Below are 22,199 nucleotides of genomic sequence, written 5' to 3'. Positions count from 1 at the left end.
TATTTGTTAGTTAGATTATTGATTCTCACACAATCTACTATGCTAGAATACGACTATATCAACCATGACGTCAGGCTAGTAAAGAAGGGAATTATATGTTTAGTAATTTAAATATTTTTTTACAACGATGGATTGCCATATTAACACCACTTAGCTTAGTGATCGGTGTATTGTTTCATCAAGTAGGGGAGCAGTTATTATTTATCGTCTCCTGGTTGTTTGCCTTTATGACGTTTGTAGGCAGTCTTGGCATGAATGTCAAAGAAGTGCGTATGGTAAGGAAGTATCCTGCCGTAGTACTCGTAAGCATCGCTTTTCTGCATATAGTAATGCCTGCATGGGCTTACTTTTTATCCACAGTCTTTTTTGATGATCATTTACTGACGGTAGGTTTTGTATTGGCAGTAGCTATTCCGACGGGGGTTACGAGTGTGATTTGGGTAACCATATCGAAGGGTAATCTACCTCTGTGCTTATCTATCATATTGATTGATACATTACTGGCACCTATCATTTTACCGGCTATGCTGTACTTCGTCGTAGGAGAAAGTGTGACAATTGATACGATGTCACTAATCTTAAATTTACTGTGGATGATTGTACTTCCTACAATACTAGGTATTACGTTAAATGAACTATCAAAGGGAAGCATCCAAAAGAAATGGGGCCCCTTTTTAGCTCCCTTCTCTAAATTAAGTCTGTTTGCGATTGTTGCGATCAATGGTAGTGCAGTAGCGCCTTATGTTCAGAAGGTTTCTTTGGAACTGGTCGGCATTATTGCTCTTGTACTATTCATAGCGTTAACGGGCTATGCAATCGCCTTATGGATTGCGCATGTACTATGGAAAGACCCAGTAATTGCTACCACATTCATGTTTGTGGGCGGCATGCGAAATATTGCGACTGGTGTTGTCATCGCGACAACGTTCTTCCCGGCGAAAGTCGTCATGCCTGTCGTTTTCGGTATGCTATTCCAGCAAGTACTTGCCTCCGTATACAATAAAGTAGGGAACTGGTATGGAAGACGTCATTTTGAGGTAAATGAAGAGGGATAAAATAAAACAACTGCCGTCATTCTGAAGATCAGAACACGGCAGTTGTTTTATTTTTTCTTCTTCTTATTTTTGGGTCTAGATCCAAACTCAGCAGAAAATTCTTCTAATGAATGACCCTCCGGACGTTGATTATTACTATTACTGGCTTCTTTGTTTTTATTCTGATACGTATCCAATGGGTTGTGTGTCCGTTCATTCATGGTTTTTTTGTTATTTTTATTCGTCATGTTCGTCCACCTCCTACCGACTATAATGGACAAAATTCGAAATTTTATGCGACAGTTGACGACATCAATAGATATCTGAAAAATGTTATCATGACTAAAAGAAGAGGTGGAACTATGCGAAAAGTATCTAGAATCGTACGGTTACTCGTCGTCGGTGCCCTTTTTATAATAGCAACAGGGTGTTCGAATCAAGAGAACGAACAGGATGAAAAAGCTAAACAATTAGAAATACGAAATAAGCAGAACAAACAAGCGTTGAGTACGATTCACGATGCCGCTAAAAAAGGAAGGCTGCCCAACCAACAGTGGCAAGCAGGAGAAACTACTTTTCAACAAGTTCAAGACCAGTTGGGGGAAGCAGATAAAGTAGAACGTGATAATAAAGGAACCTATGCGGTTTATGAAAAAGAACAGCTGAAGCTTCGTTTGACAGAGAATAATATGGTCTATAAATTGCGTACAGTGGAATCAAAACTTGATGATGTAACGCAGTCGCAAACTAGAGAAATACTAGGAGCTCCAGACAAACTAGGACAAGTAGATGAGCAAACGGCTTTTGTTTATGAATTGAATGATGAATATCAATTAACCTTGCTGTTTACCTCTTCAGAAAACAATACATCCATCGCAGAAATCGCTGTCCTCCATAAGCCACTTGCTGACATTCAGGCTGTCATAGAGGGAATGCAACTAGATGAAAAGCTCGGTCAGTTGATTCTGATGGGTGTGCAAGGTCCGCAGCTGGATTCAGTGGCGAAGGCATTTATCCAAGACAGACATGTCGGTGGCATCATTTTATTTACTCGTAATTTTGTGTCTGTTTCGCAGTCGCTTAGTTTGATAAATGATTTAAAACAAGCAAATACTAATGCCAAAACACCGTTATTCATTAGTGCAGACGAAGAAGGAGGACGTGTTACACGTTTGCCAAAAGGACTCGTAAAAACTCCTTCCAATCGTGAAGTAGGGATTGCTGAAAACGGAAAATATGCATATGATGTTGGCGAGTTAATTGGCCGCAAAATGAGTGCGTTTGGATTGAATATGAATTTTGCACCTGTACTAGACGTGGATAGCAATCCGGATAATCCAGTGATTGGTGATCGTTCCTATGGTAATGATGCACAGCTAGTCAGTAAAGCAGGAATCCAGCAAGCGAATGGTATGGCGTCGCAACATGTCATACCTGTCGTCAAACACTTTCCGGGACATGGTGATACAAGTGTAGACTCGCATATTAATTTGCCCGTGATCACGCATAATAAGGAGCGTTTAAAGAACGTAGAACTGCTTCCTTTTAAACAAGCGATTGAGGGCGGCGTCAATGCGGTAATGGTCGGCCACTTACTTGTAGAGGCGTATGATTCGAAAACACCTGCATCTTTTTCAAAAATAATCATTCAAGACTTATTGCGTGATGAATTACAGTTTGACGGTGTCGTTATTACAGACGACTTGGTCATGGGAGCTATCGGAGAAAACTATACGATTGGAGAGGTGGCAGTCCAATCTATTGTAGCAGGTGGAGATATTTTGCTCGTTGGGCATAGATATTCGCCAGTAAACGAGCTACTCTCTGCATTAGAAGAAGCTCTAAATGAAGGAGTATTTACAGAACAACGAATCAATCAAAGTGTCGAACGGGTTTTACTGCTGAAACAACAGTATGGAGTGGAAGATATTCAACGAGAGCAAGTGAATGTAGAAGAGCTGAATCAACAAACGAAGAAACTTATAAAGAAAATCGAATCAGGTAATTAACGATAAAGGAGTGATCGCATGGAAGAACGTGTTCTTTTACTCCATGGTTTTAATAAAAACTCACGCAATATGCAGACGTTGTCTACCTATTTAGAATATCATGGCTTTCAGTGCAGATCGCTCGACTTACCGTTAACATATCATGAATTTGATCAAGCACTTTATCATGTGGAAAAACATTTATCCGATATGGTCTCCAAAAGCGATGCACCTATTCATTTGGTTGGTCACAGTACAGGCGGTCTACTTATTCGAAAAGTATTGCAGGAAACACAATGGAGTGATTCAATTGGTCACTGTGTGCAAATTGCCACGCCAAACCGAGGAAGTCAGCTTGCGCAAGTGGCGAGTAAAATTTCAGGGTACACTGAGTACTATAGAACATTACGTTCATTGAACGCTACGTATATTGAGCAGCTGAATTTGCCGGATATAACAGCCTTTTCAATTGGCGCAATCGCGGGAACCCGAAATCATTTATGGCTTGGAAAGTTACTCCAAGGGGAAAATGATGGACGAGTAGAGTTGGATTCAGTTTATTATGCCGGATTAGCTGATTTTATTACGGTACCATATGGTCATAAGGAAATCCATCACCAGAGAGAAGTGGCTGATTTAACTGCACGCTTTTTGCAAACTGGCCATTTTTGATACAGCACTTCTTTTCTACTTGAAAAAATTCACAGCTCTAATTACCTTGTAATATTCATTTCAGCGGGCATGCTACAGCTGAGGGAATAAGGAGGATGATTGGATGGGTATTAGTGAAGAGTTGAAAAAGTTGAAAGCATTTCACTGTGATGATCGATGTGTGCTGTCCGTATACTTAAACACGAATCCTGCTGATCCTGACCAACAGCAAGCTGCGTGGAGAATTCATTTGAAATCAGGATTGAAAAGGATTGATGAATATCTCGTCGCATCGGGAGATGAAAAAGAGTTGACTGCATTTCGTTCTTTGAAAGACCGAGTGATGAAGGAAATTGAAGATAAGCAAAATGATTTGGCGAAAGGTGCTATCATTTTTGCAGCAGCAAATCCTGAAATTTGGTCTGTTCATTATGTTCAAGTGGCAGTCAAGACGAGCTTTCATTGGGAAAACCAAGCGATGACGAATGAATTAGAGTATATGTTACAAGCATATCCAGAAGCGGGAATTATACTCCCAAGTTACAGCAATGTCCGGATTTTGGATACAGCAATGGGGAGAGTCCATGACGAAACAGTGTATGAATTTGATTCGGGTCTCGATGTCTGGAAAGAACAAAAAAACATCAAGTCTTCCATACAGCGGGGAGTAGGAGGACATACAGACGGATTTGATCTGCGCTTAAAAGAGAATCTAGATCGTTTTTATAAAGACATGGGCGCTGTGGTCGGTAATATGAAAAAGAAGCGCGGATGGAAAGAAGTGCATGTGGCAGGGGAAGCGGAACTGGCCAAAAGCTTCGCATCCATCTTGCGTGAAAAGCCCGAAAGCTGTATTCACAAAAACTTTGGAAAATCGAACAATAATCACGTCATCCAAAAGATCTTCGAATCCCGCTAAGTAGTGCCATAAGAGGATGTCCCAGAGGTCCGTGACTTCAAGGGGCATTCTTTTTTGGTTTTTTGATCTTAGTGTAAGATCTAAATTTTAATACGGTGAGAGCGGATTGAAACTTTAACCGGGGAGGCGTCTCTCCAATTTATTTACAACCTATTATTATGTGGCTGCACTAAAGAATAATAATTAAAGTAATTTCAGAATATTAATAGTATACTAAGTTTTAAAGAGGGGGATTAACATGGGAAGAGTCAGGAAAATTACGCTGTGGGCACTTAGTATACTATCAATTATAGTGGTTCTTGTCGCTATATTTGCAAACGCTTACATATCAAAGTCGAAACCGCTGATAGCAGGAGAGCATCAAGTTTCATTCGTTGATCAAGAAGTAGTTGTTACACGGGATCACAATGGGGTTCCGCATATTAATGCCGCTTCGGATGAAGACCTGTACCGAGCGCAAGGTTATGTGCAAGCGCAAGACCGTTTATTCCAAATGGATCTAGCACGCAGGCAGGCGAGTGGTCGTCTAGCTGAAGTCATCGGTGACAAGGCAGTTGATACGGATAAGTTATTCCGTACATTCAGTCTGCGAAATGCAGCGGAAGCTTCATATGAAGGATATGGAGAACATGCGAAAGCGGTGCTTGGCTGGTATGCAGAAGGGGTCAATGCATTCATTGAGGAAGCTACATCTGAAAAGAGATTGTCCTATGAATTTTCGCTTCTTGGATATGAGCCTGAAGAGTGGACGCCTGTCGATTCATTAACCATCGGGAAGTATATGGCTTATGACTTAGGAGGTAGATGGCAACCGCAAGCATTCCGCCACTGGGCGATTAATGCGTTTCCTGAAGAGAAAATGAAAGATTTATTCCTGACGTATCCCGAAAACGCAGAATCGATCATGACGGCTAATAAAGAACATAATGTGGCAGTGGCGGGACGTTTTCTACCGGAACTTTCACCGCCTGAATTCAATGGAAGTAACAACTGGGTTGTATCAGGTGAGAAGACCGCTTCCGGTAAACCATTACTCGCTGATGACCCGCATTTAGGACTGAGTACTCCGTCTATTTGGTATCAGATGCATTTACAATCCCCTGAACAAAATGTTGAAGGTGTAATTTTTGCAGGAATTCCAGGAATCATTTTGGGGAATAATGAAGAAATCGCCTGGGGTGTTACGAACGTTGGTCCGGATGTGCAAGATCTTTACATTGAAGTCCCACATCCAAGTGAAAAAGCTCAATTCCGTTATGATGGAAAGTGGGAGCAGGCAGAAGTACGTAATGAGACGATTAAAGTTAAAGATGCCGAAGACATACCATATGAAGTAATCGTCACGAAACACGGTCCGATTATTTCAGACGTTATGTACAAAGAAGAAGATCCCGATGCATTGTTTTCCATGCAGTGGACGGCACTTGAGCCGACACTTGAACTAGAAGCAATTATGGAGATGAATAAATCATCAGATTGGGAAGGTTTTGAGAAAGCATTAGAGAAGTTTCACGCACCTGCACAGAATTTCGTCTTTGCTTCGACGGATGGCACGATCGCGTATAAAGCAAACGGTCGCATACCTATCCGTAAACAAGGTGACGCACAATTGGCAGTGCCGGGAGATTCTTCCGATTATGGCTGGGAAGGATATATTCCATATGATGAACTACCACGTGTGGTGAATCCCGAAGAAGGTTTCATTGCTACAGCAAATAATGAAGTGGTGGATGAAAAGTATCCATATCACATCACGAAGTTCTGGGCACAGCCATACCGCTTTGAACGGATAGCGGAAGTGTTAAGAGAAGGGGAACACTTCACAGTGGATGACATGATGAAACTGCAAATGGATCAAAAAAACCTCCATGCAGCAGAATTCCTTGATTCCATGGTTGGATCAGTGGAGAACGAAGACCCATCAGGTGACTATACTGAAGTATTGAATACGTTAAAAGAATGGGATCAAGTGGATTCAAAAGATAGTAGTGCTCCGCTAATTTTCCATAAGTGGATGAAACAACTGCAAATTGAAATGTTCCGTGAAGAAATGCCGGCGGATGTCTATGAACTAATGCCGGGCAAAAATCAGATTACAGACGAACTTCTGCGTAAAGGATATAGCGGAGAAGAAAGCGTCTGGTTAGAAGAAAAACAAGGCATTGATCAATGGGTGTTCGATTCATTTAGCAACGCAATGAAAAACATCGCCAATGACTTCGGTGACAAGCAACAAAAATGGGCATGGGGTGACTATCACCAACTAACATTCCCTCACCCACTTGCAAGTGCATCACCCATATTCGCCAAACTATTAAATCCTGAAAAGCAACCAATCGGCGGATCCAATATCACAGTACAAGCCGCCGCCTTCAAAGATGACGGCTCCGTCAACCACGGTGCATCATGGCGTTTCGTTGCAGACCTAGACGATTTAACCAAGACATATCACGTCGTCGGACCCGGCCAAAGCGGACATCTGAAATCCAAATGGTTCCACGACCAAGCAGAGGACTGGGCAAAAGGCCAATACCATGAAACACTGATGAGACAAAACGTTCCCGACGGTCGTGTACTTACGTTGCAGCCTATAGGAAAATAATCAGAATTGCTTAAGGATCATCTCTGGAAAGTAGTGATTTACTGCTTCTTGCGATGGTCCTTTTTTAGTTGCGCTGCGCGTCTTGGTCAGTTTTTGTTGGAGGCGCTGCTCGACTAGTTTTTGCGTACTAAAGTTAGTGCGTGTCTGCTTTCTCGACCCGCGCTGGCACGTGGGGGATTGGCTCCTGGCCACGGCCTACCCCGCAGTTGTGCCTGCGCTACTGAGTGGTATTTAATTTAGATTGTGGTTCTAATAGGAAGAAAAGCAGCGCCGTAGTGGGACCAATGAGCATTACACTCCTATAGGCAGTCAAACGAGTAGCTCTGTTCAAAACAGACAAATATATGATCTTGCCGCATCTTACTAACCCGGTTCAAAACTACGACCTCTCTAGCCCCAGTCACTCAAAAAAAGCGCAGATTAATTTCAAAAAGCAAAGAACACATCTTACATGGTATACTATATGGATTCTAATTTGCAAAGTATTATCGGAGGAATTTTACAATGAAACATCTAGCGGGCGGCATACAATGGACCGTCTTTCTCATCGCATCATCTATTGCAGCCCCCATCGCGATCGCACACGGCTTCGGTATGGACCCCGTAGCCACATCGCTATTCATGCAACGAACCATATTCGTTCTCGGTATTGCCTGTCTGATCCAAGCATTTTTCGGACATCGAATGCCAATTAACGAAGGGCCCGCAGGCTTATGGTGGGGAATCTATGTAGTCTATGCAGGCATGGTCGGTATTTTTTATACAACGTCATCAGACGCCCTGCAAGCATTGCAAAGTGGTATGTTGTACAGCGGAGTGCTATTCATTATCCTTGCAACTACTGGAATTATCACGAAAATGAAAGTGCTCTTCACACCAGCGATCACGTTCACTTATTTAATGTTGCTAATCTTACAATTAAGCGGGACCTTTATTAATGGCATGATGGGTGTCGAAGAAGCAGGAGACCATTTGGATCCAATCATTTTACTCGGAAGTTTCATTGTTTTATTAATCACTTTTATTGCGATGGCTAATAAACGGCCGTCCATATCTAGATATGCCATATTGATTTCAATTGCACTTGGCTGGGGAATTTTCTTAATGCTAGGGAAAACACCAACCATCGCGAAAGTGTCCGATCAGTTAATCCAACTACCGAAAATGTTCGTCTATGGAAAGCCCGTATGGGACAGTGGTGTTCTCGTTACAGCGATCTTTATCACATTATTGCTAGTAGCGAATATGCTCGCATCGATCCGTGTCATGGAACATTTATTGGAGCAATCTTTTCAAATCACTCAGCCCGATCGATTACGCCAAGGAGCATTTGCTTCAGGATTTATCCATCTGATTGCGGGTGCCTTTTCTGCCATTGGTTCCGTACCGATTTCAGGGTCTGCTGGGTTTGTTGGCACGACACGTATGCCGTCCATTAAACCATTTATAATTGGTAGCACACTCCTAGTGTTAATCACGTTGTTTCCAAGTATCATGGCCATATTTGCGGCTTTGCCTGCGCCCGTTGCATACGCTGTAACTTTTGCCATCTTTACGAAAATGGTGTCGATGGCATTCAATGAACTCGATGCTGATCCAGAAAAAGAACGCGCGCGCCAAGCCGTAGCATTTGGATTGATGGTAGGTGTAGGTACAATGTTCGTCCCAGCAGAAAGCCTGTCACAACTTCCTGCCGTGGTAGCTTCAACACTATCAAACGGATTGATTACAGGAACGATTCTTGCGATCATTATTGAGCAATATATGATACGTAGAAGGCAAAGGAATTCGTAAAGTAAGATGAAAAGAGGTTGGGACAGAACAGAAAAAACGTAAGGGGAGTCCTTTACGCTTTTTTTCTGTTCTTATCAGTAAAAAAATTTTAGAGTATCAGAGTGTACCGGAACGGAGAAAGGCCGACTCCTGAGGGATCAGCGTGCGTCTTGAGACCCTGGACGGAGCAAAGCGAAGGAAGCGGATCAAGCCACGCCCCTCGGAAAGCGTGCCTTTCGGAGTGCAGGGAAACGAGGTGAGATAGTTATGTCCCAGCCTCTTACGATTATTTTCTTTTATCCTCGGTTGCGCGATAGACTTCTTTCAAAGCATCTCGATACTCTTTACCGCTTGCATTTTCACGAGCGCGTGAAACTTCTTCGGCAGTTGCTTCAAACTCCATTCCCATTTCCTCGTTGATCGTTCCTTTATGAAACAAATGACGTATATCCTTATCCATAGAAATCCCTCCTCATCATAATATGGTTGAATTTGAGATAACCATACATAAAGAAGAGAATCTCATTGAAAGAAAGAGGGTTCATTAGTAAATTGTCGAATGAAGTACAGTAGTCATACATTTCAGAATAGGGAGAGGATCTGCATATGAGTAAAAAAGTATTAATTCTTGGCGGAGATGCCGTAGAAGCACTGGAAATTTTCTATCCGTACTATCGTTGTTTGGAAGAAGGATTTGATACGACTATTGCTTCGCCATCGGTAAAGAAATTATATACCGTTACCCATGACTTCATCGATGGAATGGAAACATATGTTGAAAAACCAGCGTATGGTTTGGATTCACATATTGCCTTCAAAGATGTCAATCCTGCAGACTATGATGCGCTCATTATTCCAGGTGGACGTGCACCGGAGTATATTCGTCTAGACGAATCATTACCAGCTATTGTCCGGCACTTCTTTGAAGAAAATAAACCAGTGGCGGCAGTTTGCCATGCTGCACAGGTGTTATCTGTCATTCCAGATTTAATGAAAGGCAGAGAATATACGGCATATATCGCGTGTAAGCCAGACGTTACAGCATCTGGTGCCACATATATCGAAAAAGATCTTCATACGGAAGGAAATTTAGTGTCAGGACATGCTTGGCCAGATCTTCCGGGTTTAATGAGAGAATTTATGAAAATGGTCAATAAATAAAAAATGCAAAGCCTATTAAGCTTTGCATTACACTGAAGACAATTCCAGAGGTGGAGTCGTCTTCAGTTTTTTGTTTTTTAGAATGCGTTAGCAAATAGAGCGAATATCAGTAACAAAACAATTGGAATCAGCAAAACTAAAAAGAATCCGACAACAATCATAATCGTGCCAAATCCGCGCCAAGAAGAAAAGTGGTGGACAATCCCAATACCTTTGGACAAGATCACCGTGCTGAAAATACCTAGAGAAAATGTGAGGAAATTAGTGATCATCAGCGTGGTAGACAAAGTTCCAAATACATCAGCATCAGCGTTGTTCATCATATCAACAAATAAATTCTTACCGAAAATAATGACTAGTAGTAAGTTAATCGGCATCATCCAAATCATCGGAATCGAAACGATTGGCAACATTTGCACCATATCCTTGAAATTCCCTTTACCTCCAAGCCACTTACCTACCCAAGTGTAGAGAGCAGAACTGATAAACAAGCTGATAATCGTCCCAATGAACGACGAAACGATACTGAGCAGAATAATTACAGGTAATGAAAGGTCAGGTAAGATATCTGTTTCAGCAAAGGATGTCATACCGACGCTGACCGAAGTAAGGAATAAGATAAAGAAACTATAACTCCATGTTTTATATTCGAGAACATAACGAATCGTTTGCTTAGGTTGTGTCCATATCGAAATGAGCGGTTTCATGGGAAAACCTCCTTTTATATAGTCTACTATACGTTAGAGCCCTACCATATGTTTCATAAAGTTGGTTTTAAATCCTCAAACATTAAATAAACACATAGATTTGCTATACTTTCCCTAGCAACTATTAGAGGAGGAATTATTCATGGCAAAATTATTTAGTCCTTATACTATACGTGGCGTCGAGTTCAAAAATCGGGTCGCAATGGCACCGATGTGTATGTATTCTTCACATAATCAAGACGGTAAAGTAGAAGACTGGCATAAAACACATTATACGACTCGCGCAGTAGGACAAGTCGGCCTAATTATTGTTGAGGCAACAGCTGTTCAACCACAAGGAAGAATCTCAAGTGAGGATTTAGGGATCTGGTCAGATGAGCATCTCAAAGGTCTAACCGAAATCGTTCGTTTGATGAAACAGCAAGGTGCCCGTACTGGTATACAATTAGCACACGCAGGTAGAAAAGCGACAGTAGACGGAACGATTCATGCTCCAAGCCCCATTGCATACAATGAAAAATATAAAACACCAACGGAAATGACAATTACTGATATCGAAGAAACAATTGAAGCATTTAAACAAGGAGCTATCCGTTCAAAGCAAGCTGGTTTTGACGTAATTGAAATTCATAGCGCACATGGATATTTACTAAATGAGTTTTTAACTCCGTTATGTAATCATCGTGAAGATGAATATGGCGGAACAGCAGAAAATCGTTACCGTATATTAGGACAAGTGATTGATGCAATCCGGTCTGTTTGGGAAGGTCCGTTATTTGTCAGAATCTCAGCAGAAGATTATCAAGAAGGCGGCATGAATCCTTCGCAGTATGCAGAAATGGCGGGTTGGATGAAAGAGCAAGGTGTCGATTTAGTCGACGTGAGCTCTGGTGGTGTAGTACCAGCTGCTATTCATCCTTTCCCAGGCTATCAAGTGCCGTTTGCGGATACAATTCGTCAGCAGGCAAATATTGCAACGGGTGCGGTAGGGTTGATTACGTCAGCGCTGCAAGCGGAAGAAATTCTTCAAAACGATCGTGCCGATATTGTATTACTCGCTCGCGAATTATTACGCGATCCATATTGGGCGTATACAGCAGCTAAAGAGCTTAACGTTGAAATTGAATCTCCTGTTCAATATAAACGTGGCTGGACGTTCTAATTCTTTTGTAGGTTACGTTTTATCATCAAAGAAAATTAATTCTGCACGAATCTCATCCTCGATATGTAAGATAGCGAATGAATAATGAGGCAGTTTCCGCTTGTCTGTCGGGGATCCGGGGTTCAGCAACAAGGTTTTATTCATGTAACGAAGCATCGGAATGTGGGAGTGTCCGAAGATGATGACATCTAGTGGCTCTCCTTCAAATGCTTCAATTGCACGCTTTTCCGTCGTTTTTTTCTCTCCATGTCCATGTACCAAGCCGATCTTTACGTGTCCTGCTTGAACGACCTGCTGCAATGGAAACTGTTCTTTTATATCTTCTCCATCTACATTTCCAGAGACTCCTTTTACTTCCGCAAATTCAGAAAGCATCTGTACTACCTCAAATGATTGCCAATCACCCGTATGTAAAACTAAATCAGCCGTAATACATTCGTTTGTTAACCGTGAAGGCAAAACACTTCCTCTACTAGGAATGTGTGTATCTCCTGTTATGACAATTTTCATGACGAACCTCCTAGATTTGTTATTGCATATATCATTTCCTATATCACTGCATAGCAAACAAAGAATCGGACATACTATTGCTATAACGGGAGGCGATCTATATGGAAGACTATACATTTACAGATGCAGTACTGGCAGATTATAAAACCGGTATGGGTGCAATGAGTGAACAATTGCCGAAATTAATGAAATCATTCCATGCATTTACGGAAATTAGTTTTGAAGAAGGAGAAATTAGTCAGAAATATAAGCAGCTGATCGCACTTGCTGTAAGTGTTTATGCCCATAGTGAGTATTGTATTATTTTCCACACGAAAGCTTGCATGGATGCAGGTTGTACAGTTCCAGAAGTGTTGGAAGCGGTTGGTGTAGCTGCGGCTCTTGGCGGTGGAAGTGCTTTGAGTCAAGCCGTCACATTGGTTATGCAGACGATTGACGAATTACAGGGAAATCCAAAACCTTTACAATAAGAGAGCGCCTTGTCGATAAAAATTCGATAAGGTGTTTTTTTATGTTGGCATATAGTGATCTTATCGTTTGAATTGAATCTAAAATTAGGGAAGATATGGAGATGAATGAAGCATTCCATATGTTTCATTTTGCAAAATACAGGGTAGCGGATAAACAGTATAGAAATTCGGAAGGGGATATAAAACGTTGATTCAAACATCAAATGCTTTATTGACAAAGGAAGACTTTGCACAACGTGATGATTTACCGGAATGGCTTCTTAGAGAATACCAGACGTTTCATAATACTGTGACCGATAAAACATTCCCGTGTTATTTTGGAATGGCTGGTGAAAATAAAGGTGAGTTGCGCTATGCCTATATTTCTCAAGAGGACTGGTCAAATTTACCTCAAGCGTTGGAAGAGTTTTTGACACTATTTAACAATCCAAAGCATAAACGGCACGGGTTATTTGTGTTTGTGGAACCCTTTGAAAAAGAAGGATCAATAGGAGAGTATCGTCAGCAATTTTGGGATATTTTGCAGTACGTACATATAGAAGATACCGAAGAATGGCCGGCTGACGCTCCACGGGACCCAGATCATTATTTATGGGATTTCCACTTTCATGGCGAGCCCATTTTCGCTTTTGGCAATGCGCCTGCATATAAACAGCGGAAGACTCGTGATCTAGGGAACGCTATGGTCATTGGTTTCCAGCCACGAAAAATTTTCAAAGGTCTGACAGGCACTGAAAAAGGTGGCATCAATTCACGTGAAAAAGTTCGTGAACGTGTGGAGGTATGGGATGACCTGCCCAAGCATCCGGATATAAGTCACTACGGTGATCCAACACATAATGAATGGAAACAATTTTTCATCGGAGACGATTGTGTGCCACTAACTGGAAAATGCCCTTTTACTCATAAGGATATGTAATCATAGGATGTCTCTACAGTCGTAAACATACGGTTGTTGGAGATGTCCTTCTATTTAGTTAGTCCAAGCTCAACACCGCAACCTTTTACTTTATTTCGGATATCTATTATCAATTGCCTTATACGGCTTTCTCCTCTTATGATGTACATACAGAGGAGTGGGCGAAATGAAGAAATACAGTCAAGAAGTTCAGGGATTACTTGTGGATGATGAAACGCGCTGCGTTCATTACTCGACAGAAAATGATCGAATTGCGATCAAGTTTTATTGCTGTAAAATATACTACCCATGTCACCTATGTCATGAAGAAATAGGTTGCGGTCTTCATGCTGTCTGGCCAGCTAGTCAGTCTAACAAAAAAGCCATACTGTGCGGTAGTTGCGGACACGAACTCACTATTACCGAGTACTTCCAAAGCGACTATCAATGTCCTTCGTGTCTGGCGAATTTTAATCCGGGTTGCGGTCTGCATAAGGAACTGTACTTTGAAAATGAGGCAAGTAGCTGAATGGTTTTAACTATAACCAACAGGGAACACTATGAAAAACAGGTAAAGTGAGGGGTTTGCATGAAGCAACAGACGATGAATACAGAAGAACTATTGGCATTTGCTGAAAGGTCGCATGAATCGGGAACATCTTGGATCCAGCAAGCGGATTATGCAGGAGAAGAAGTAATCATGACGGATGAAGACCTTGCAGGCAAGGAGCCTTTGCAACGTCTACGGATAGTAGTGGAGTCGGCTGGAAATGCGAAATACTTCGAATCACTTTTCTATACTGGAGCTGAATTAGAAGAATTAATGAGTGAACTTGAACCGGTTTTCGAGACGTTCCCCAAAAAAGTGCTGAGTTCAGATGAAATGGATGAAAAAGTACAAAATATAACAGAATAACGAAGAGGATCTTCTGCCAAAGCTAGAAGATCCTCTTTTTCACTCCAAGTACTGCAATATGTCTTCTATTGCCAGTTCACCAGCAATTTCCCAACGACTTTTATCACGAATTTCAGCATCTCGATCCAATGGTTCTTGGAATTGATTGAAAGAACCACTTATTAAAGAACTTGAGTCGGGATCCAGTCCTGTATTGACCACATGTTTGATCACATAAGGTTTTTTAAATTTTATAAAGGTGTTGAAATCGTCAAGTTCACCGTCATGGACTTCAAAGGGAACACGTAAGTAAATGGTTTCTCCGGCATCTCTATGAAGGATGGAATCGAAACTGCCTTTATGATAATCCCAGCCTCCGCCAAAATGATACCCGTGCTGGTCCACTTTATCCCGTAATGTTCCAAAGCACGCTAGTTTGCCTTCAATCGGCGTATCTAATTCCAGCATGAAATCACTCCTTTTACTTAGCATTCCTAATTAGGAATGATTTATACATTGAACAAAAAACAATGTAAAGGTTTCTAATTTACCTATCCCGGGTAAAAGTATCAACACGACGTTAAAATAATTAACTATCATAATAGGAGGAGATTTATATGGGTAAGAATAGATATATTGGAATGTACTTTAATGAAGCGGAGTTAGTGAACCGTCTGGATGAGTTGAAAAAAGAAGGTTGGCCTGAAGATGATATTTATGTAGTTGTAAAAAATGATGACCAGCTAACTATGGTTAGAAGTCGTTCAGACGCAGAAATTAAAACCGCAGATGATTCATGGTGGGATCGCTTTATGGGATTCGTGTCAGGGGAAGATCACGTACGCCGCATGGTCGAAAATCTAGACTTTGGAAAAGAAGATACAATGAAGTACTATCGCGACATTGAACAAGGTGGCATGTTGCTTTATGTGGATTCGGGTGAAGCTAGCCGCCACTACAGGGATAATATGGATTTCTACGGTAGAGATGGAAAAAGTACGGACGTCAATCTTGGAGCAAATGGTCTAAGCATTACAGATCAAGAATTGAATGGAGGAGACCCTGCATTCAGAATGAGTCAGACACTACCTGATCAAACAGTAAATCATCAGGATCACGAGGTAGATCCTGCACTCCATACAAATAATCCTAGTTTAACTGATACCGACACAGAAGAAGAACGTTTACGTCTACATGAAGAACGACTTCAAGTAGATAAGCATGCGACACAACGTGGAGAAATTCATGTAGAGAAAGAAGTCGTGGAAGAACCTAGATCAGTAGATGTCAGTGTTTCACATGATGAAGTCACCATTGAACGTAGACCTGTTGTAGATAATGAAGCTAGTGTTAACGACCGCTATGGTAATAACGCAGCATTCAGAGAAGATGACGAAACAATTCGTATTCCGATTACTGAAGAACAAGTAGAAGTGACTAAGAAACCAGTTGTCACAGAAGAAGTTGTTCTCAAGAAGCGTGAAGTTGTAGAGAATGAAACGATTCACGAAACAGTAAAACGTGAGGAAGTACACTTCGACAAAGAAGGTGACGTAGACGTCAAGGGCGACCCATTAGATAAAGACCGTTTCTAAAAAGACATGTAGCAAACACCTTGTCATTCCCTTTCTGCATAATGTAAGATAGACGTAATAGCCAGGAAGGGGAGATGACATGTTTAAGCATCCAGGTATTGCCGCCGTGCTAAGTTTTTTCTGGACTGGCGTCGGTCAAATTTATAACGGACAAATCCTTAAAGGGATTTTGCTTATTATCCTACAAGGAATTAACGGGTTACTTATGTTTGTAGTGATCGGCTTCATTACGTATCCCATTGTATGGATTTGGGGAATGTACGATGCCTATAAAACTGCAGAGCGTATGAATTACAATCAAAACCGATATAATTAACAATGAAAAATGTCCCTGCCGGAAGTGGCTGGGACATTTTTCTGTTTTACTTATTTAATTTCCACGTAGAATAATTCAATGTCAGTGCGAACATGACCCATCCGATATACGGGACCATCAATGCACCTGCGGTATGATCGGTCTTATTGAATTCATACGCAGTCATAGCAATGGCACCTAACATCATCGTCATCTCAATCAGTGCGGTGCCTCGTAAATTCCACTTGAAGAATAGGAAGGACCAAAGAAAATTGAGACCTAATTGAACGTCATATAAGGAGATGGCGGAATCGTTATTATTTGTATCCTGCTTCATTTCTACACGGTAATTCGCTACACCCATCATCGTGTATAGAGTCGTCCAAGCAATCGGGAATATAGCCCCGGGAGGAGAAAATGAAGGTTTGTCCAATTTAGCATACTGTTCTTGTGTATTGCGGTTGGCAAGATACCCGATAATCGATCCACCGACGACGGGTATCAGCACATTACGCGTTAGCTTCTTCCAATCCAGTTCATTCTGTACTTTTAGTAACTCCAAAGTAAAACCTCCTTTTTAGAAAGTTTTCCCCTTTCGCTACTTACTAAACAGTTATCATGTATTCGCTGTATACATCACTTCACCAGCGACTATAGTCTTCTCTACTTGTATTTCAGCTATTCGATCCACTTCCACGGAGAAAAGATCTTCTTGTAACACAGTAAAGTCTGCATCAAATCCAACGGAAATCTTCCCTCGTGAATCAGCTTTATTTATAGTAGCTGCTGCACCAGAAGTAAATAATTGTACTGCCTCATAGCGACTCAGCTTTTCTTCTGGCAAATACCCTTCATGCTGTTCAATATTCAATCTCCTTGTTATTGCGGCGTGTATTCCTAGCAATGGATTCGGGTCTTCGATTGGCGCATCTGACCCACCGCCACATATAAAACCTTTAGTTAGAAGTTTCTTCCAAGCATACGCCCAGTCAAGCCGGTCCTTGCCGAGTCGATCTCCAACCCAAGGAAAATCGGAAGGTACGAAAGCAGGCTGAATATCTAAAACAATCGGGAGCTTTTGCATACGCTCCACTAAGTCTTCACGCAATAAGATGACATGTATTAACCGGTCTTTTTTACCTGAAGGGGCAGGATGTTTTTCAATGATATCTAATGCTTTTTCTACTGCCAGATCCCCAATCACATGTATAGCAACAGCTTCCCCATAGTGCCTTGCTATTTTGACGTGGTCCTCGAGCTCTTCATCAGTTAATACAGTAGTTCCTACATTATCGGGTTCATCAGAATAAGGCTCACTTAACAGCGCTGTACTGCCGCCCAAAGCACCATCAATGAAGAACTTCATCTCACCAGGTTCTATCCAGGGGACATTATAGAATGCATGATCTTCCATCAAGTCAGAAAATACGCTAAAATGACGTAGTAAGTGAGCACGGAATTTTCGATCACCGCCCAGTACGTTATTGAAGGCTTTTAATGGCGTCTGATAATGACCGTAGTAACCTAAGTCATCTGTCACAACACCTGTCAAACCAACAGATAGGAGGTGGTCAACAGAAGTTTCCAATGCTTTCGTTACATAAGCCAGTGTTGGATTTGGCAATAGTTCAAGCACTCGCTGCATAGCGCCTTCTTTCAATAACCCCGTTGGCTCTCCGGTATGATCGCGCTCAATGACACCATCATCAGGATCAGGCGTATCTTTTGTAATGCCAGCCAGTTCGAGGGCCTTTGAATTCACGATCGCGGCATGCCAGCAAGTGCGTTTTAATAGCATAGGTGAATCCGTTACAGCATCCAACTCATAGCGAGTAAAGATTTTCTTGTCAGGAAAATTATTCTCATCCCAACCTTCTCCGATATACCATTCGTCCTTTGGCAAATCTTTATACGCATTCAGAAGTAACTCCATCATACCTTCTGAAGATGTGGTGTTAGATAAATCAAGGCGTAATAACTTTTCACCTTGCCCGATTATGTGCATATGGTTATCGATAAACCCTGGGTAAACAAAAGCACCCTGCAAGTCTATTTGTTCATCGGCTAGATCTTTTAGCTTATCATATGAACCGGTTGCTACTATTTTACCGTCTTTTGTCAGTAAAGCATCTATTGTATGTCCTTCATTTTGCATCGTATAAAAGAGTGCATTAAACCAAATCGTAATCATAGCGAAACCTCCTTATCTTCCTATAGTAAATCGAGTGAGACAATTCGACAATAGAATGGATTCTATATAACTTTCTCTATCAAAAAAACGGCTGTATTTACAGCCGTTTACTTTATTGTACATCCTATTATTGTGAAGACCTATTAATACATCTTCATATATCGTTCAAGTTCCCATGGATGCACCGTAATCCGGAAGCTTTCCCATTCTTGATGTTTTGCTTCACTAAAGTTTGCATAAATATGTGAACCCAGTGCGTCTTGTATAATCGAGTCTTCTGATAAGGCGATGAGCGCATGGTCAAGATCTGTCGGTAATAATCCAATATTATTTTCCGCAAGCTCATCTGCTTTCATCTCATAAATATTGCGATCAACTGGGGCTGGAGGAGTCAGCCTGCGCTTAATCCCATCAAGACCAGCTTTTAGTATAACGGCCATTGCTAAATAAGGATTGGCAGAAGAATCGACAGAACGCACTTCAACACGTGTACTCATTCCACGTGATGCAGGTATGCGGATCAATGGACTACGGTTCTGTGAGGACCAAGCTACGTAGCAAGGCGCTTCGTAGCCAGGCACCAAACGTTTATAAGAATTGACAGTAGGGTTCGTGATAGCGGTGAAACCACGTACATGTGCCAGCACACCAGCCATGAAGTGATAAGCAGTTTCACTTAACTGACGTTCGCCATCTTTGTCAAAAAAGACGTTCTCGCCATCTTTAAATAGAGAAACATTGCAATGCATGCCCGAACCGCTCACTCCGTATAATGGCTTAGGCATGAATGTGGCATGTAATCCGTGTTTGCGTGCTATCGTCTTAACTACTAGTTTAAAGGTTTGAATATGATCACAAGCTGTTAGGACATCAGCATATTTAAAATCAATTTCATGTTGTCCTGGCGCTGCCTCATGATGGGAAGCTTCCACTTCAAATCCTAATTCTTCAAGTTCCAAGACAATATCGCGACGACAATTTTCACCTAGATCAATGGGGGCCAAATCAAAATAGTCACCATGGTCATTCAGCTCCATTGTCGGTTGTTTATTGGCATCTAGTTTAAAAAGAAAGAATTCCGGTTCAGGTCCTAAGTTAAAATCAGTGAATCCAAGCTCTTTCATTTCTTTAACGATTCGTTTTAAATTTCCCCGGGGATCTCCAGAAAAAGGTTCGCCATTCGCCAAATAGACATCGCAGATTAAGCGTGCTACTTTTCCTGTACCTGATGGCCATGGAAATACCATCCATGTATCCAAGTCAGGTACTAAATACATATCTGATTCTTCAATCCGTACAAAACCTTCGATAGAAGATCCGTCAAACATCATTTTATTGTCTAGCGCCTTTTCGAGCTGGCTGATCGGAATCTCTACATTCTTAATCATGCCAAAAATATCAGTAAACTGAAGACGGATAAAATTGACATGGTTTTCTTCCACGAATTGATAAATATCTTCTCTTGTAACGTTTTCCATCAGACCACACTCCTTATGATTGTTTGGTATGAATCTACTTCGCAACATTTTTCTATAATATAGCCCAGGAAGGCAGATTACAAGAAATTTTTGTTATTTTTTGAAAGAAAGACATGACTTAAGTTGTTTATTTTTTAAAAATCATAATCAGACTACATAAAAAGTTGTAATATATATCTATTTGACTAATAGAAAATAAAGTTATACAAATTGCTAAAAATAATTTAAGTGTTGGAACACTCACCATTTTGCTATCTAAAATAATTCAAGAAGCAAAAGGTGACTACAATGACCAAAAGTATTTTGAGTATTTGATGCAGTATGTAGTGCCGAGTGTATAATGTTTTAAAATCTCGCACATTTTGAATGATTCATCATAAGCTGATAAAGAAAGGGGTGGGTGTCTTGATTGAACACCAAAGTATATCTATAGATGGAAAGTCATTTCAAGCAGTCACGGTAAAGCTACCGAAAACGACTTTGCTTACAGTTTCGAATGACAAAGGGTATATTATGTGTGGTGCACTCGATGTAGGATTATTAAATAGTGTGCTAGCAGACCGCAAAATTGTTGCGGGTCGTGCTGTTGGTGTAAAAACGATTGAGCAATTGCTCGCAGCACCTTTAGAATCCGTGACACTTGAAGCTGAACAATACGGTATTTCTGCAGGTATGATCGGTTCTGAGGCATTATTGAGGATGACGTAAAAAACGACGCCCATATAATTAGGGCGTCGTTTTTTATTGTATACAAGTAAAATATTGGGGAGTGAATATCGATTAATTATTATCGTATTTTTCTTCGCTTGATGAACGATCTTTTGTCTCACGATGATTTCTCTCTTCTTCTTCTTCCATACGAACATCTTCTAAAGGAATAGCATCTACCGTCTGCATATCTTCATGCATATCATAAATACTTTCTTTATCGGTTTTTAAATTCTCAGGGTTGTCCATATAACCACCCTTTGCTTTCTTGCGGTCTTTTTCTGTAAATACATTTTTCTCTTCACTCATTCAAATTTACTCCTTTGCAATTGAATATTTTTAATTTAAAAATCTACCTAGTAACCCTTTATTCGAGTCAGATTTTTGATTGTGATCTTTTCGCTCACCGCGCATAGGTGTGTCATTGAACTCATCGAATTGGCGAGATAATTTGTTCCGGGCATCTTTGTTACGCATTAAATAGGCCGCACCTAAACCGATCGCAGTCAAAGCCATTCCTTTTTTCATAAAGTGACCCTCCTCGTTATCGTCTCTTAGATCTTGTTTTCCCAAATCTCATTCATACTAAACAATTCATTTTATAGTGAGATGAACTAAAAAACAGTCAGTGATCGAAAACTCTCAATCACTGACTGTTCTTCTCTTACTATGCGGAAAATTTTATGTTGCGATTACTCCATACTGACGATATTGTACCCTCGTAGTATGCGTCTTACATCTTACACTGCTTAACTTCTTTGAAGCAGGTATTTCACGTGCACTTACACAAAAAACTTCTTTCCTATTACCTGGTAAACCTGTCTTTCTGTTGGAATCTTAAAGGCAGATTCCCAAACCGAGTGTACCACTTGCCAGTAAAGAAAAATTTTCCGCCAAGGCTGTGCATCTCTTCCGGATCTAGCAGTTTACTTCTCTGACTAGCTCCTTCAGTTTGCCTTGTAGTAATAGTATACCCATGCAAATCATTCCTAAACATCTTTTTAAAAATTAATTTTAAAAGTTTTCTAAGATTTTTCTTACTCGCGGTATATGCACTTATGATCTATAATAGAGGACTGAGGTGAGAGCTTTGAACAAGGGAATAACAGGGAGAAGCATGACGAATAAACTTGCTGAAGTAAGACCCTATATTGAAAAGAAT

General features: G+C 41.0%; 25 protein-coding genes. 15 read left to right on the top strand and 10 right to left on the bottom strand.

What is annotated here, in order from left to right:
- Positions 1 to 95: 95 nt before the first annotated feature.
- Positions 96 to 1,055, top strand: a complete 960-nt coding sequence (locus tag CSV80_RS09140) for a bile acid:sodium symporter family protein (protein WP_099670586.1) — start codon at positions 96 to 98, stop codon at positions 1,053 to 1,055.
- 47 nt (positions 1,056 to 1,102) lie between these two features.
- Here CSV80_RS09140 and CSV80_RS09135 read toward each other — a convergent pair whose 3' ends face one another.
- Complete coding sequence (locus CSV80_RS09135; protein WP_029054954.1) at positions 1,103 to 1,282, bottom strand: hypothetical protein; 180 nt, start codon at positions 1,280 to 1,282, stop codon at positions 1,103 to 1,105.
- Positions 1,283 to 1,396: 114 nt separating this feature from the next.
- Here CSV80_RS09135 and nagZ point away from each other — a divergent pair, with 114 nt between their 5' ends.
- The 5 genes from nagZ to CSV80_RS09110 all read left to right on the top strand — a co-directional run bounded on the left by nagZ (position 1,397) and on the right by CSV80_RS09110 (position 8,988).
- Positions 1,397 to 3,043 carry a beta-N-acetylhexosaminidase gene (gene nagZ / locus CSV80_RS09130; protein WP_158231876.1) on the top strand — a complete coding sequence of 549 codons (1,647 nt, stop codon included), beginning with the start codon at positions 1,397 to 1,399 and terminating at the stop codon, positions 3,041 to 3,043.
- Positions 3,044 to 3,061: 18 nt separating this feature from the next.
- On the top strand, positions 3,062 to 3,694 hold the full coding sequence (locus CSV80_RS09125) for a lipase family alpha/beta hydrolase (RefSeq protein ID WP_099670584.1): 633 nt from the start codon (positions 3,062 to 3,064) through the stop codon (positions 3,692 to 3,694).
- Between the two features lie 103 nt (positions 3,695 to 3,797).
- On the top strand, positions 3,798 to 4,592 hold the full coding sequence (locus CSV80_RS09120) for a VLRF1 family aeRF1-type release factor (protein ID WP_099670583.1): 795 nt from the start codon (positions 3,798 to 3,800) through the stop codon (positions 4,590 to 4,592).
- A 238-nt stretch (positions 4,593 to 4,830) separates the two neighbouring features.
- On the top strand, positions 4,831 to 7,194 hold the full coding sequence (locus tag CSV80_RS09115; RefSeq protein WP_099670582.1) for a penicillin acylase family protein: 2,364 nt from the start codon (positions 4,831 to 4,833) through the stop codon (positions 7,192 to 7,194).
- A 504-nt stretch (positions 7,195 to 7,698) separates the two neighbouring features.
- Complete coding sequence (locus CSV80_RS09110) at positions 7,699 to 8,988, top strand: purine/pyrimidine permease (RefSeq protein ID WP_099670581.1); 1,290 nt, start codon at positions 7,699 to 7,701, stop codon at positions 8,986 to 8,988.
- A gap of 265 nt (positions 8,989 to 9,253) precedes the next feature.
- Here CSV80_RS09110 and CSV80_RS17510 read toward each other — a convergent pair whose 3' ends face one another.
- Positions 9,254 to 9,427 carry a hypothetical protein gene (locus tag CSV80_RS17510; protein ID WP_155979549.1) on the bottom strand — a complete coding sequence of 58 codons (174 nt, stop codon included), beginning with the start codon at positions 9,425 to 9,427 and terminating at the stop codon, positions 9,254 to 9,256.
- Positions 9,428 to 9,573: 146 nt separating this feature from the next.
- On the opposite strand from CSV80_RS17510, the gene CSV80_RS09105 reads away from it, so the two are divergent.
- Positions 9,574 to 10,128 carry a DJ-1/PfpI family protein gene (locus tag CSV80_RS09105; protein WP_029054949.1) on the top strand — a complete coding sequence of 185 codons (555 nt, stop codon included), beginning with the start codon at positions 9,574 to 9,576 and terminating at the stop codon, positions 10,126 to 10,128.
- A gap of 77 nt (positions 10,129 to 10,205) precedes the next feature.
- Here CSV80_RS09105 and CSV80_RS09100 read toward each other — a convergent pair whose 3' ends face one another.
- On the bottom strand, positions 10,206 to 10,835 hold the full coding sequence (locus CSV80_RS09100; protein WP_099670580.1) for a Yip1 family protein: 630 nt from the start codon (positions 10,833 to 10,835) through the stop codon (positions 10,206 to 10,208).
- A 142-nt stretch (positions 10,836 to 10,977) separates the two neighbouring features.
- Between CSV80_RS09100 and namA the strand changes: the two genes are divergently transcribed.
- Positions 10,978 to 11,997, top strand: a complete 1,020-nt coding sequence (gene namA, locus CSV80_RS09095; protein ID WP_099670579.1) for an NADPH dehydrogenase NamA — start codon at positions 10,978 to 10,980, stop codon at positions 11,995 to 11,997.
- Between the two features lie 12 nt (positions 11,998 to 12,009).
- Here the strand turns inward: namA and CSV80_RS09090 are convergent, their stop codons facing one another.
- On the bottom strand, positions 12,010 to 12,507 hold the full coding sequence (locus CSV80_RS09090) for a metallophosphoesterase family protein (RefSeq protein WP_099670578.1): 498 nt from the start codon (positions 12,505 to 12,507) through the stop codon (positions 12,010 to 12,012).
- Between the two features lie 101 nt (positions 12,508 to 12,608).
- On the opposite strand from CSV80_RS09090, the gene CSV80_RS09085 reads away from it, so the two are divergent.
- The 4 genes from CSV80_RS09085 (at position 12,609) to CSV80_RS09070 (ending at position 14,791) form a co-directional block, all read left to right on the top strand.
- Positions 12,609 to 12,977, top strand: coding sequence for a carboxymuconolactone decarboxylase family protein (locus CSV80_RS09085; RefSeq protein ID WP_099670577.1), 369 nt, complete (start codon positions 12,609 to 12,611; stop codon positions 12,975 to 12,977).
- Between the two features lie 187 nt (positions 12,978 to 13,164).
- Positions 13,165 to 13,896: a YqcI/YcgG family protein gene (locus tag CSV80_RS09080; protein WP_099670576.1), complete on the top strand. Its 732-nt coding sequence runs from the start codon at positions 13,165 to 13,167 to the stop codon at positions 13,894 to 13,896.
- 166 nt (positions 13,897 to 14,062) lie between these two features.
- A complete protein-coding gene (locus tag CSV80_RS09075; protein ID WP_099670575.1) occupies positions 14,063 to 14,404 on the top strand; it encodes a CHY zinc finger protein in 342 nt (113 codons plus the stop codon).
- 60 nt (positions 14,405 to 14,464) lie between these two features.
- Positions 14,465 to 14,791: a hypothetical protein gene (locus CSV80_RS09070; RefSeq protein WP_099670574.1), complete on the top strand. Its 327-nt coding sequence runs from the start codon at positions 14,465 to 14,467 to the stop codon at positions 14,789 to 14,791.
- 39 nt (positions 14,792 to 14,830) lie between these two features.
- Here CSV80_RS09070 and CSV80_RS09065 read toward each other — a convergent pair whose 3' ends face one another.
- The gene (locus tag CSV80_RS09065) at positions 14,831 to 15,238 is read right to left on the bottom strand and encodes a YugN family protein (RefSeq protein WP_099670573.1); all 408 of its coding nucleotides are present in this window, start codon (positions 15,236 to 15,238) and stop codon (positions 14,831 to 14,833) included.
- 149 nt (positions 15,239 to 15,387) lie between these two features.
- On the opposite strand from CSV80_RS09065, the gene CSV80_RS09060 reads away from it, so the two are divergent.
- Together CSV80_RS09060 and CSV80_RS09055 are read left to right on the top strand one after the other, a co-directional pair.
- The gene (locus tag CSV80_RS09060) at positions 15,388 to 16,365 is read left to right on the top strand and encodes a YsnF/AvaK domain-containing protein (protein WP_099670572.1); all 978 of its coding nucleotides are present in this window, start codon (positions 15,388 to 15,390) and stop codon (positions 16,363 to 16,365) included.
- A gap of 79 nt (positions 16,366 to 16,444) precedes the next feature.
- Positions 16,445 to 16,681 (top strand): hypothetical protein, encoded by a 237-nt coding sequence (locus tag CSV80_RS09055; RefSeq protein WP_099670571.1) that lies wholly within the window; start codon positions 16,445 to 16,447, stop codon positions 16,679 to 16,681.
- Between the two features lie 46 nt (positions 16,682 to 16,727).
- On the opposite strand, the gene CSV80_RS09050 is transcribed toward CSV80_RS09055, so the two are convergent.
- From CSV80_RS09050 to glnA, 3 genes are all read right to left on the bottom strand, one after another.
- Positions 16,728 to 17,222 carry a TspO/MBR family protein gene (locus tag CSV80_RS09050; protein ID WP_099670570.1) on the bottom strand — a complete coding sequence of 165 codons (495 nt, stop codon included), beginning with the start codon at positions 17,220 to 17,222 and terminating at the stop codon, positions 16,728 to 16,730.
- 54 nt (positions 17,223 to 17,276) lie between these two features.
- Complete coding sequence (locus CSV80_RS09045; protein ID WP_099670569.1) at positions 17,277 to 18,851, bottom strand: amidohydrolase; 1,575 nt, start codon at positions 18,849 to 18,851, stop codon at positions 17,277 to 17,279.
- Positions 18,852 to 18,994: 143 nt separating this feature from the next.
- Positions 18,995 to 20,329, bottom strand: coding sequence for a type I glutamate--ammonia ligase (gene glnA / locus CSV80_RS09040; RefSeq protein ID WP_099670568.1), 1,335 nt, complete (start codon positions 20,327 to 20,329; stop codon positions 18,995 to 18,997).
- Positions 20,330 to 20,695: 366 nt separating this feature from the next.
- Between glnA and CSV80_RS09035 the strand changes: the two genes are divergently transcribed.
- Entirely contained in the window at positions 20,696 to 21,037 is a 342-nt protein-coding gene (locus CSV80_RS09035) for a YunC family protein (protein ID WP_099670567.1), read from the top strand.
- 72 nt (positions 21,038 to 21,109) lie between these two features.
- On the opposite strand, the gene CSV80_RS09030 is transcribed toward CSV80_RS09035, so the two are convergent.
- Entirely contained in the window at positions 21,110 to 21,346 is a 237-nt protein-coding gene (locus tag CSV80_RS09030) for a hypothetical protein (protein ID WP_099639513.1), read from the bottom strand.
- A 30-nt stretch (positions 21,347 to 21,376) separates the two neighbouring features.
- A complete protein-coding gene (locus tag CSV80_RS09025) occupies positions 21,377 to 21,565 on the bottom strand; it encodes a hypothetical protein (RefSeq protein WP_099670566.1) in 189 nt (62 codons plus the stop codon).
- Positions 21,566 to 22,199 lie beyond the last annotated feature (634 nt).

This window comes from Sporosarcina sp. P12(2017) (assembly GCF_002743035.1).
Taxonomy (GTDB): domain Bacteria; phylum Bacillota; class Bacilli; order Bacillales_A; family Planococcaceae; genus Sporosarcina; species Sporosarcina ureae.
This window is presented reverse-complemented; position numbering and strand designations above follow the sequence as displayed.

What these genes read in the sequence shown, in the direction of transcription:
- CSV80_RS09055 (WP_099670571.1), top strand. Translation starts at nt 16,445, where the DNA reads ATGTTTAAGCATCCAGGTATTGCCGCCGTGCTAAGTTTTTTCTGGACT.
- CSV80_RS09115 (WP_099670582.1), top strand. Translation starts at nt 4,831, where the DNA reads ATGGGAAGAGTCAGGAAAATTACGCTGTGGGCACTTAGTATACTATCA.
- CSV80_RS09025 (WP_099670566.1), bottom strand. Translation starts at nt 21,565, where the DNA reads ATGAAAAAAGGAATGGCTTTGACTGCGATCGGTTTAGGTGCGGCCTAT.
- CSV80_RS09105 (WP_029054949.1), top strand. Translation starts at nt 9,574, where the DNA reads ATGAGTAAAAAAGTATTAATTCTTGGCGGAGATGCCGTAGAAGCACTG.
- CSV80_RS09035 (WP_099670567.1), top strand. Translation starts at nt 20,696, where the DNA reads ATGATTCATCATAAGCTGATAAAGAAAGGGGTGGGTGTCTTGATTGAA.
- glnA (WP_099670568.1), bottom strand. Translation starts at nt 20,329, where the DNA reads ATGGAAAACGTTACAAGAGAAGATATTTATCAATTCGTGGAAGAAAAC.
- CSV80_RS09140 (WP_099670586.1), top strand. Translation starts at nt 96, where the DNA reads ATGTTTAGTAATTTAAATATTTTTTTACAACGATGGATTGCCATATTA.
- CSV80_RS09110 (WP_099670581.1), top strand. Translation starts at nt 7,699, where the DNA reads ATGAAACATCTAGCGGGCGGCATACAATGGACCGTCTTTCTCATCGCA.
- CSV80_RS09085 (WP_099670577.1), top strand. Translation starts at nt 12,609, where the DNA reads ATGGAAGACTATACATTTACAGATGCAGTACTGGCAGATTATAAAACC.
- CSV80_RS09030 (WP_099639513.1), bottom strand. Translation starts at nt 21,346, where the DNA reads ATGAGTGAAGAGAAAAATGTATTTACAGAAAAAGACCGCAAGAAAGCA.
- CSV80_RS09065 (WP_099670573.1), bottom strand. Translation starts at nt 15,238, where the DNA reads ATGCTGGAATTAGATACGCCGATTGAAGGCAAACTAGCGTGCTTTGGA.
- namA (WP_099670579.1), top strand. Translation starts at nt 10,978, where the DNA reads ATGGCAAAATTATTTAGTCCTTATACTATACGTGGCGTCGAGTTCAAA.
- CSV80_RS09125 (WP_099670584.1), top strand. Translation starts at nt 3,062, where the DNA reads ATGGAAGAACGTGTTCTTTTACTCCATGGTTTTAATAAAAACTCACGC.
- CSV80_RS09045 (WP_099670569.1), bottom strand. Translation starts at nt 18,851, where the DNA reads ATGATTACGATTTGGTTTAATGCACTCTTTTATACGATGCAAAATGAA.
- CSV80_RS09075 (WP_099670575.1), top strand. Translation starts at nt 14,063, where the DNA reads ATGAAGAAATACAGTCAAGAAGTTCAGGGATTACTTGTGGATGATGAA.
- nagZ (WP_158231876.1), top strand. Translation starts at nt 1,397, where the DNA reads ATGCGAAAAGTATCTAGAATCGTACGGTTACTCGTCGTCGGTGCCCTT.
- CSV80_RS09070 (WP_099670574.1), top strand. Translation starts at nt 14,465, where the DNA reads ATGAAGCAACAGACGATGAATACAGAAGAACTATTGGCATTTGCTGAA.
- CSV80_RS17510 (WP_155979549.1), bottom strand. Translation starts at nt 9,427, where the DNA reads ATGGATAAGGATATACGTCATTTGTTTCATAAAGGAACGATCAACGAG.
- CSV80_RS09100 (WP_099670580.1), bottom strand. Translation starts at nt 10,835, where the DNA reads ATGAAACCGCTCATTTCGATATGGACACAACCTAAGCAAACGATTCGT.
- CSV80_RS09120 (WP_099670583.1), top strand. Translation starts at nt 3,798, where the DNA reads ATGGGTATTAGTGAAGAGTTGAAAAAGTTGAAAGCATTTCACTGTGAT.
- CSV80_RS09135 (WP_029054954.1), bottom strand. Translation starts at nt 1,282, where the DNA reads ATGACGAATAAAAATAACAAAAAAACCATGAATGAACGGACACACAAC.
- CSV80_RS09090 (WP_099670578.1), bottom strand. Translation starts at nt 12,507, where the DNA reads ATGAAAATTGTCATAACAGGAGATACACACATTCCTAGTAGAGGAAGT.
- CSV80_RS09060 (WP_099670572.1), top strand. Translation starts at nt 15,388, where the DNA reads ATGGGTAAGAATAGATATATTGGAATGTACTTTAATGAAGCGGAGTTA.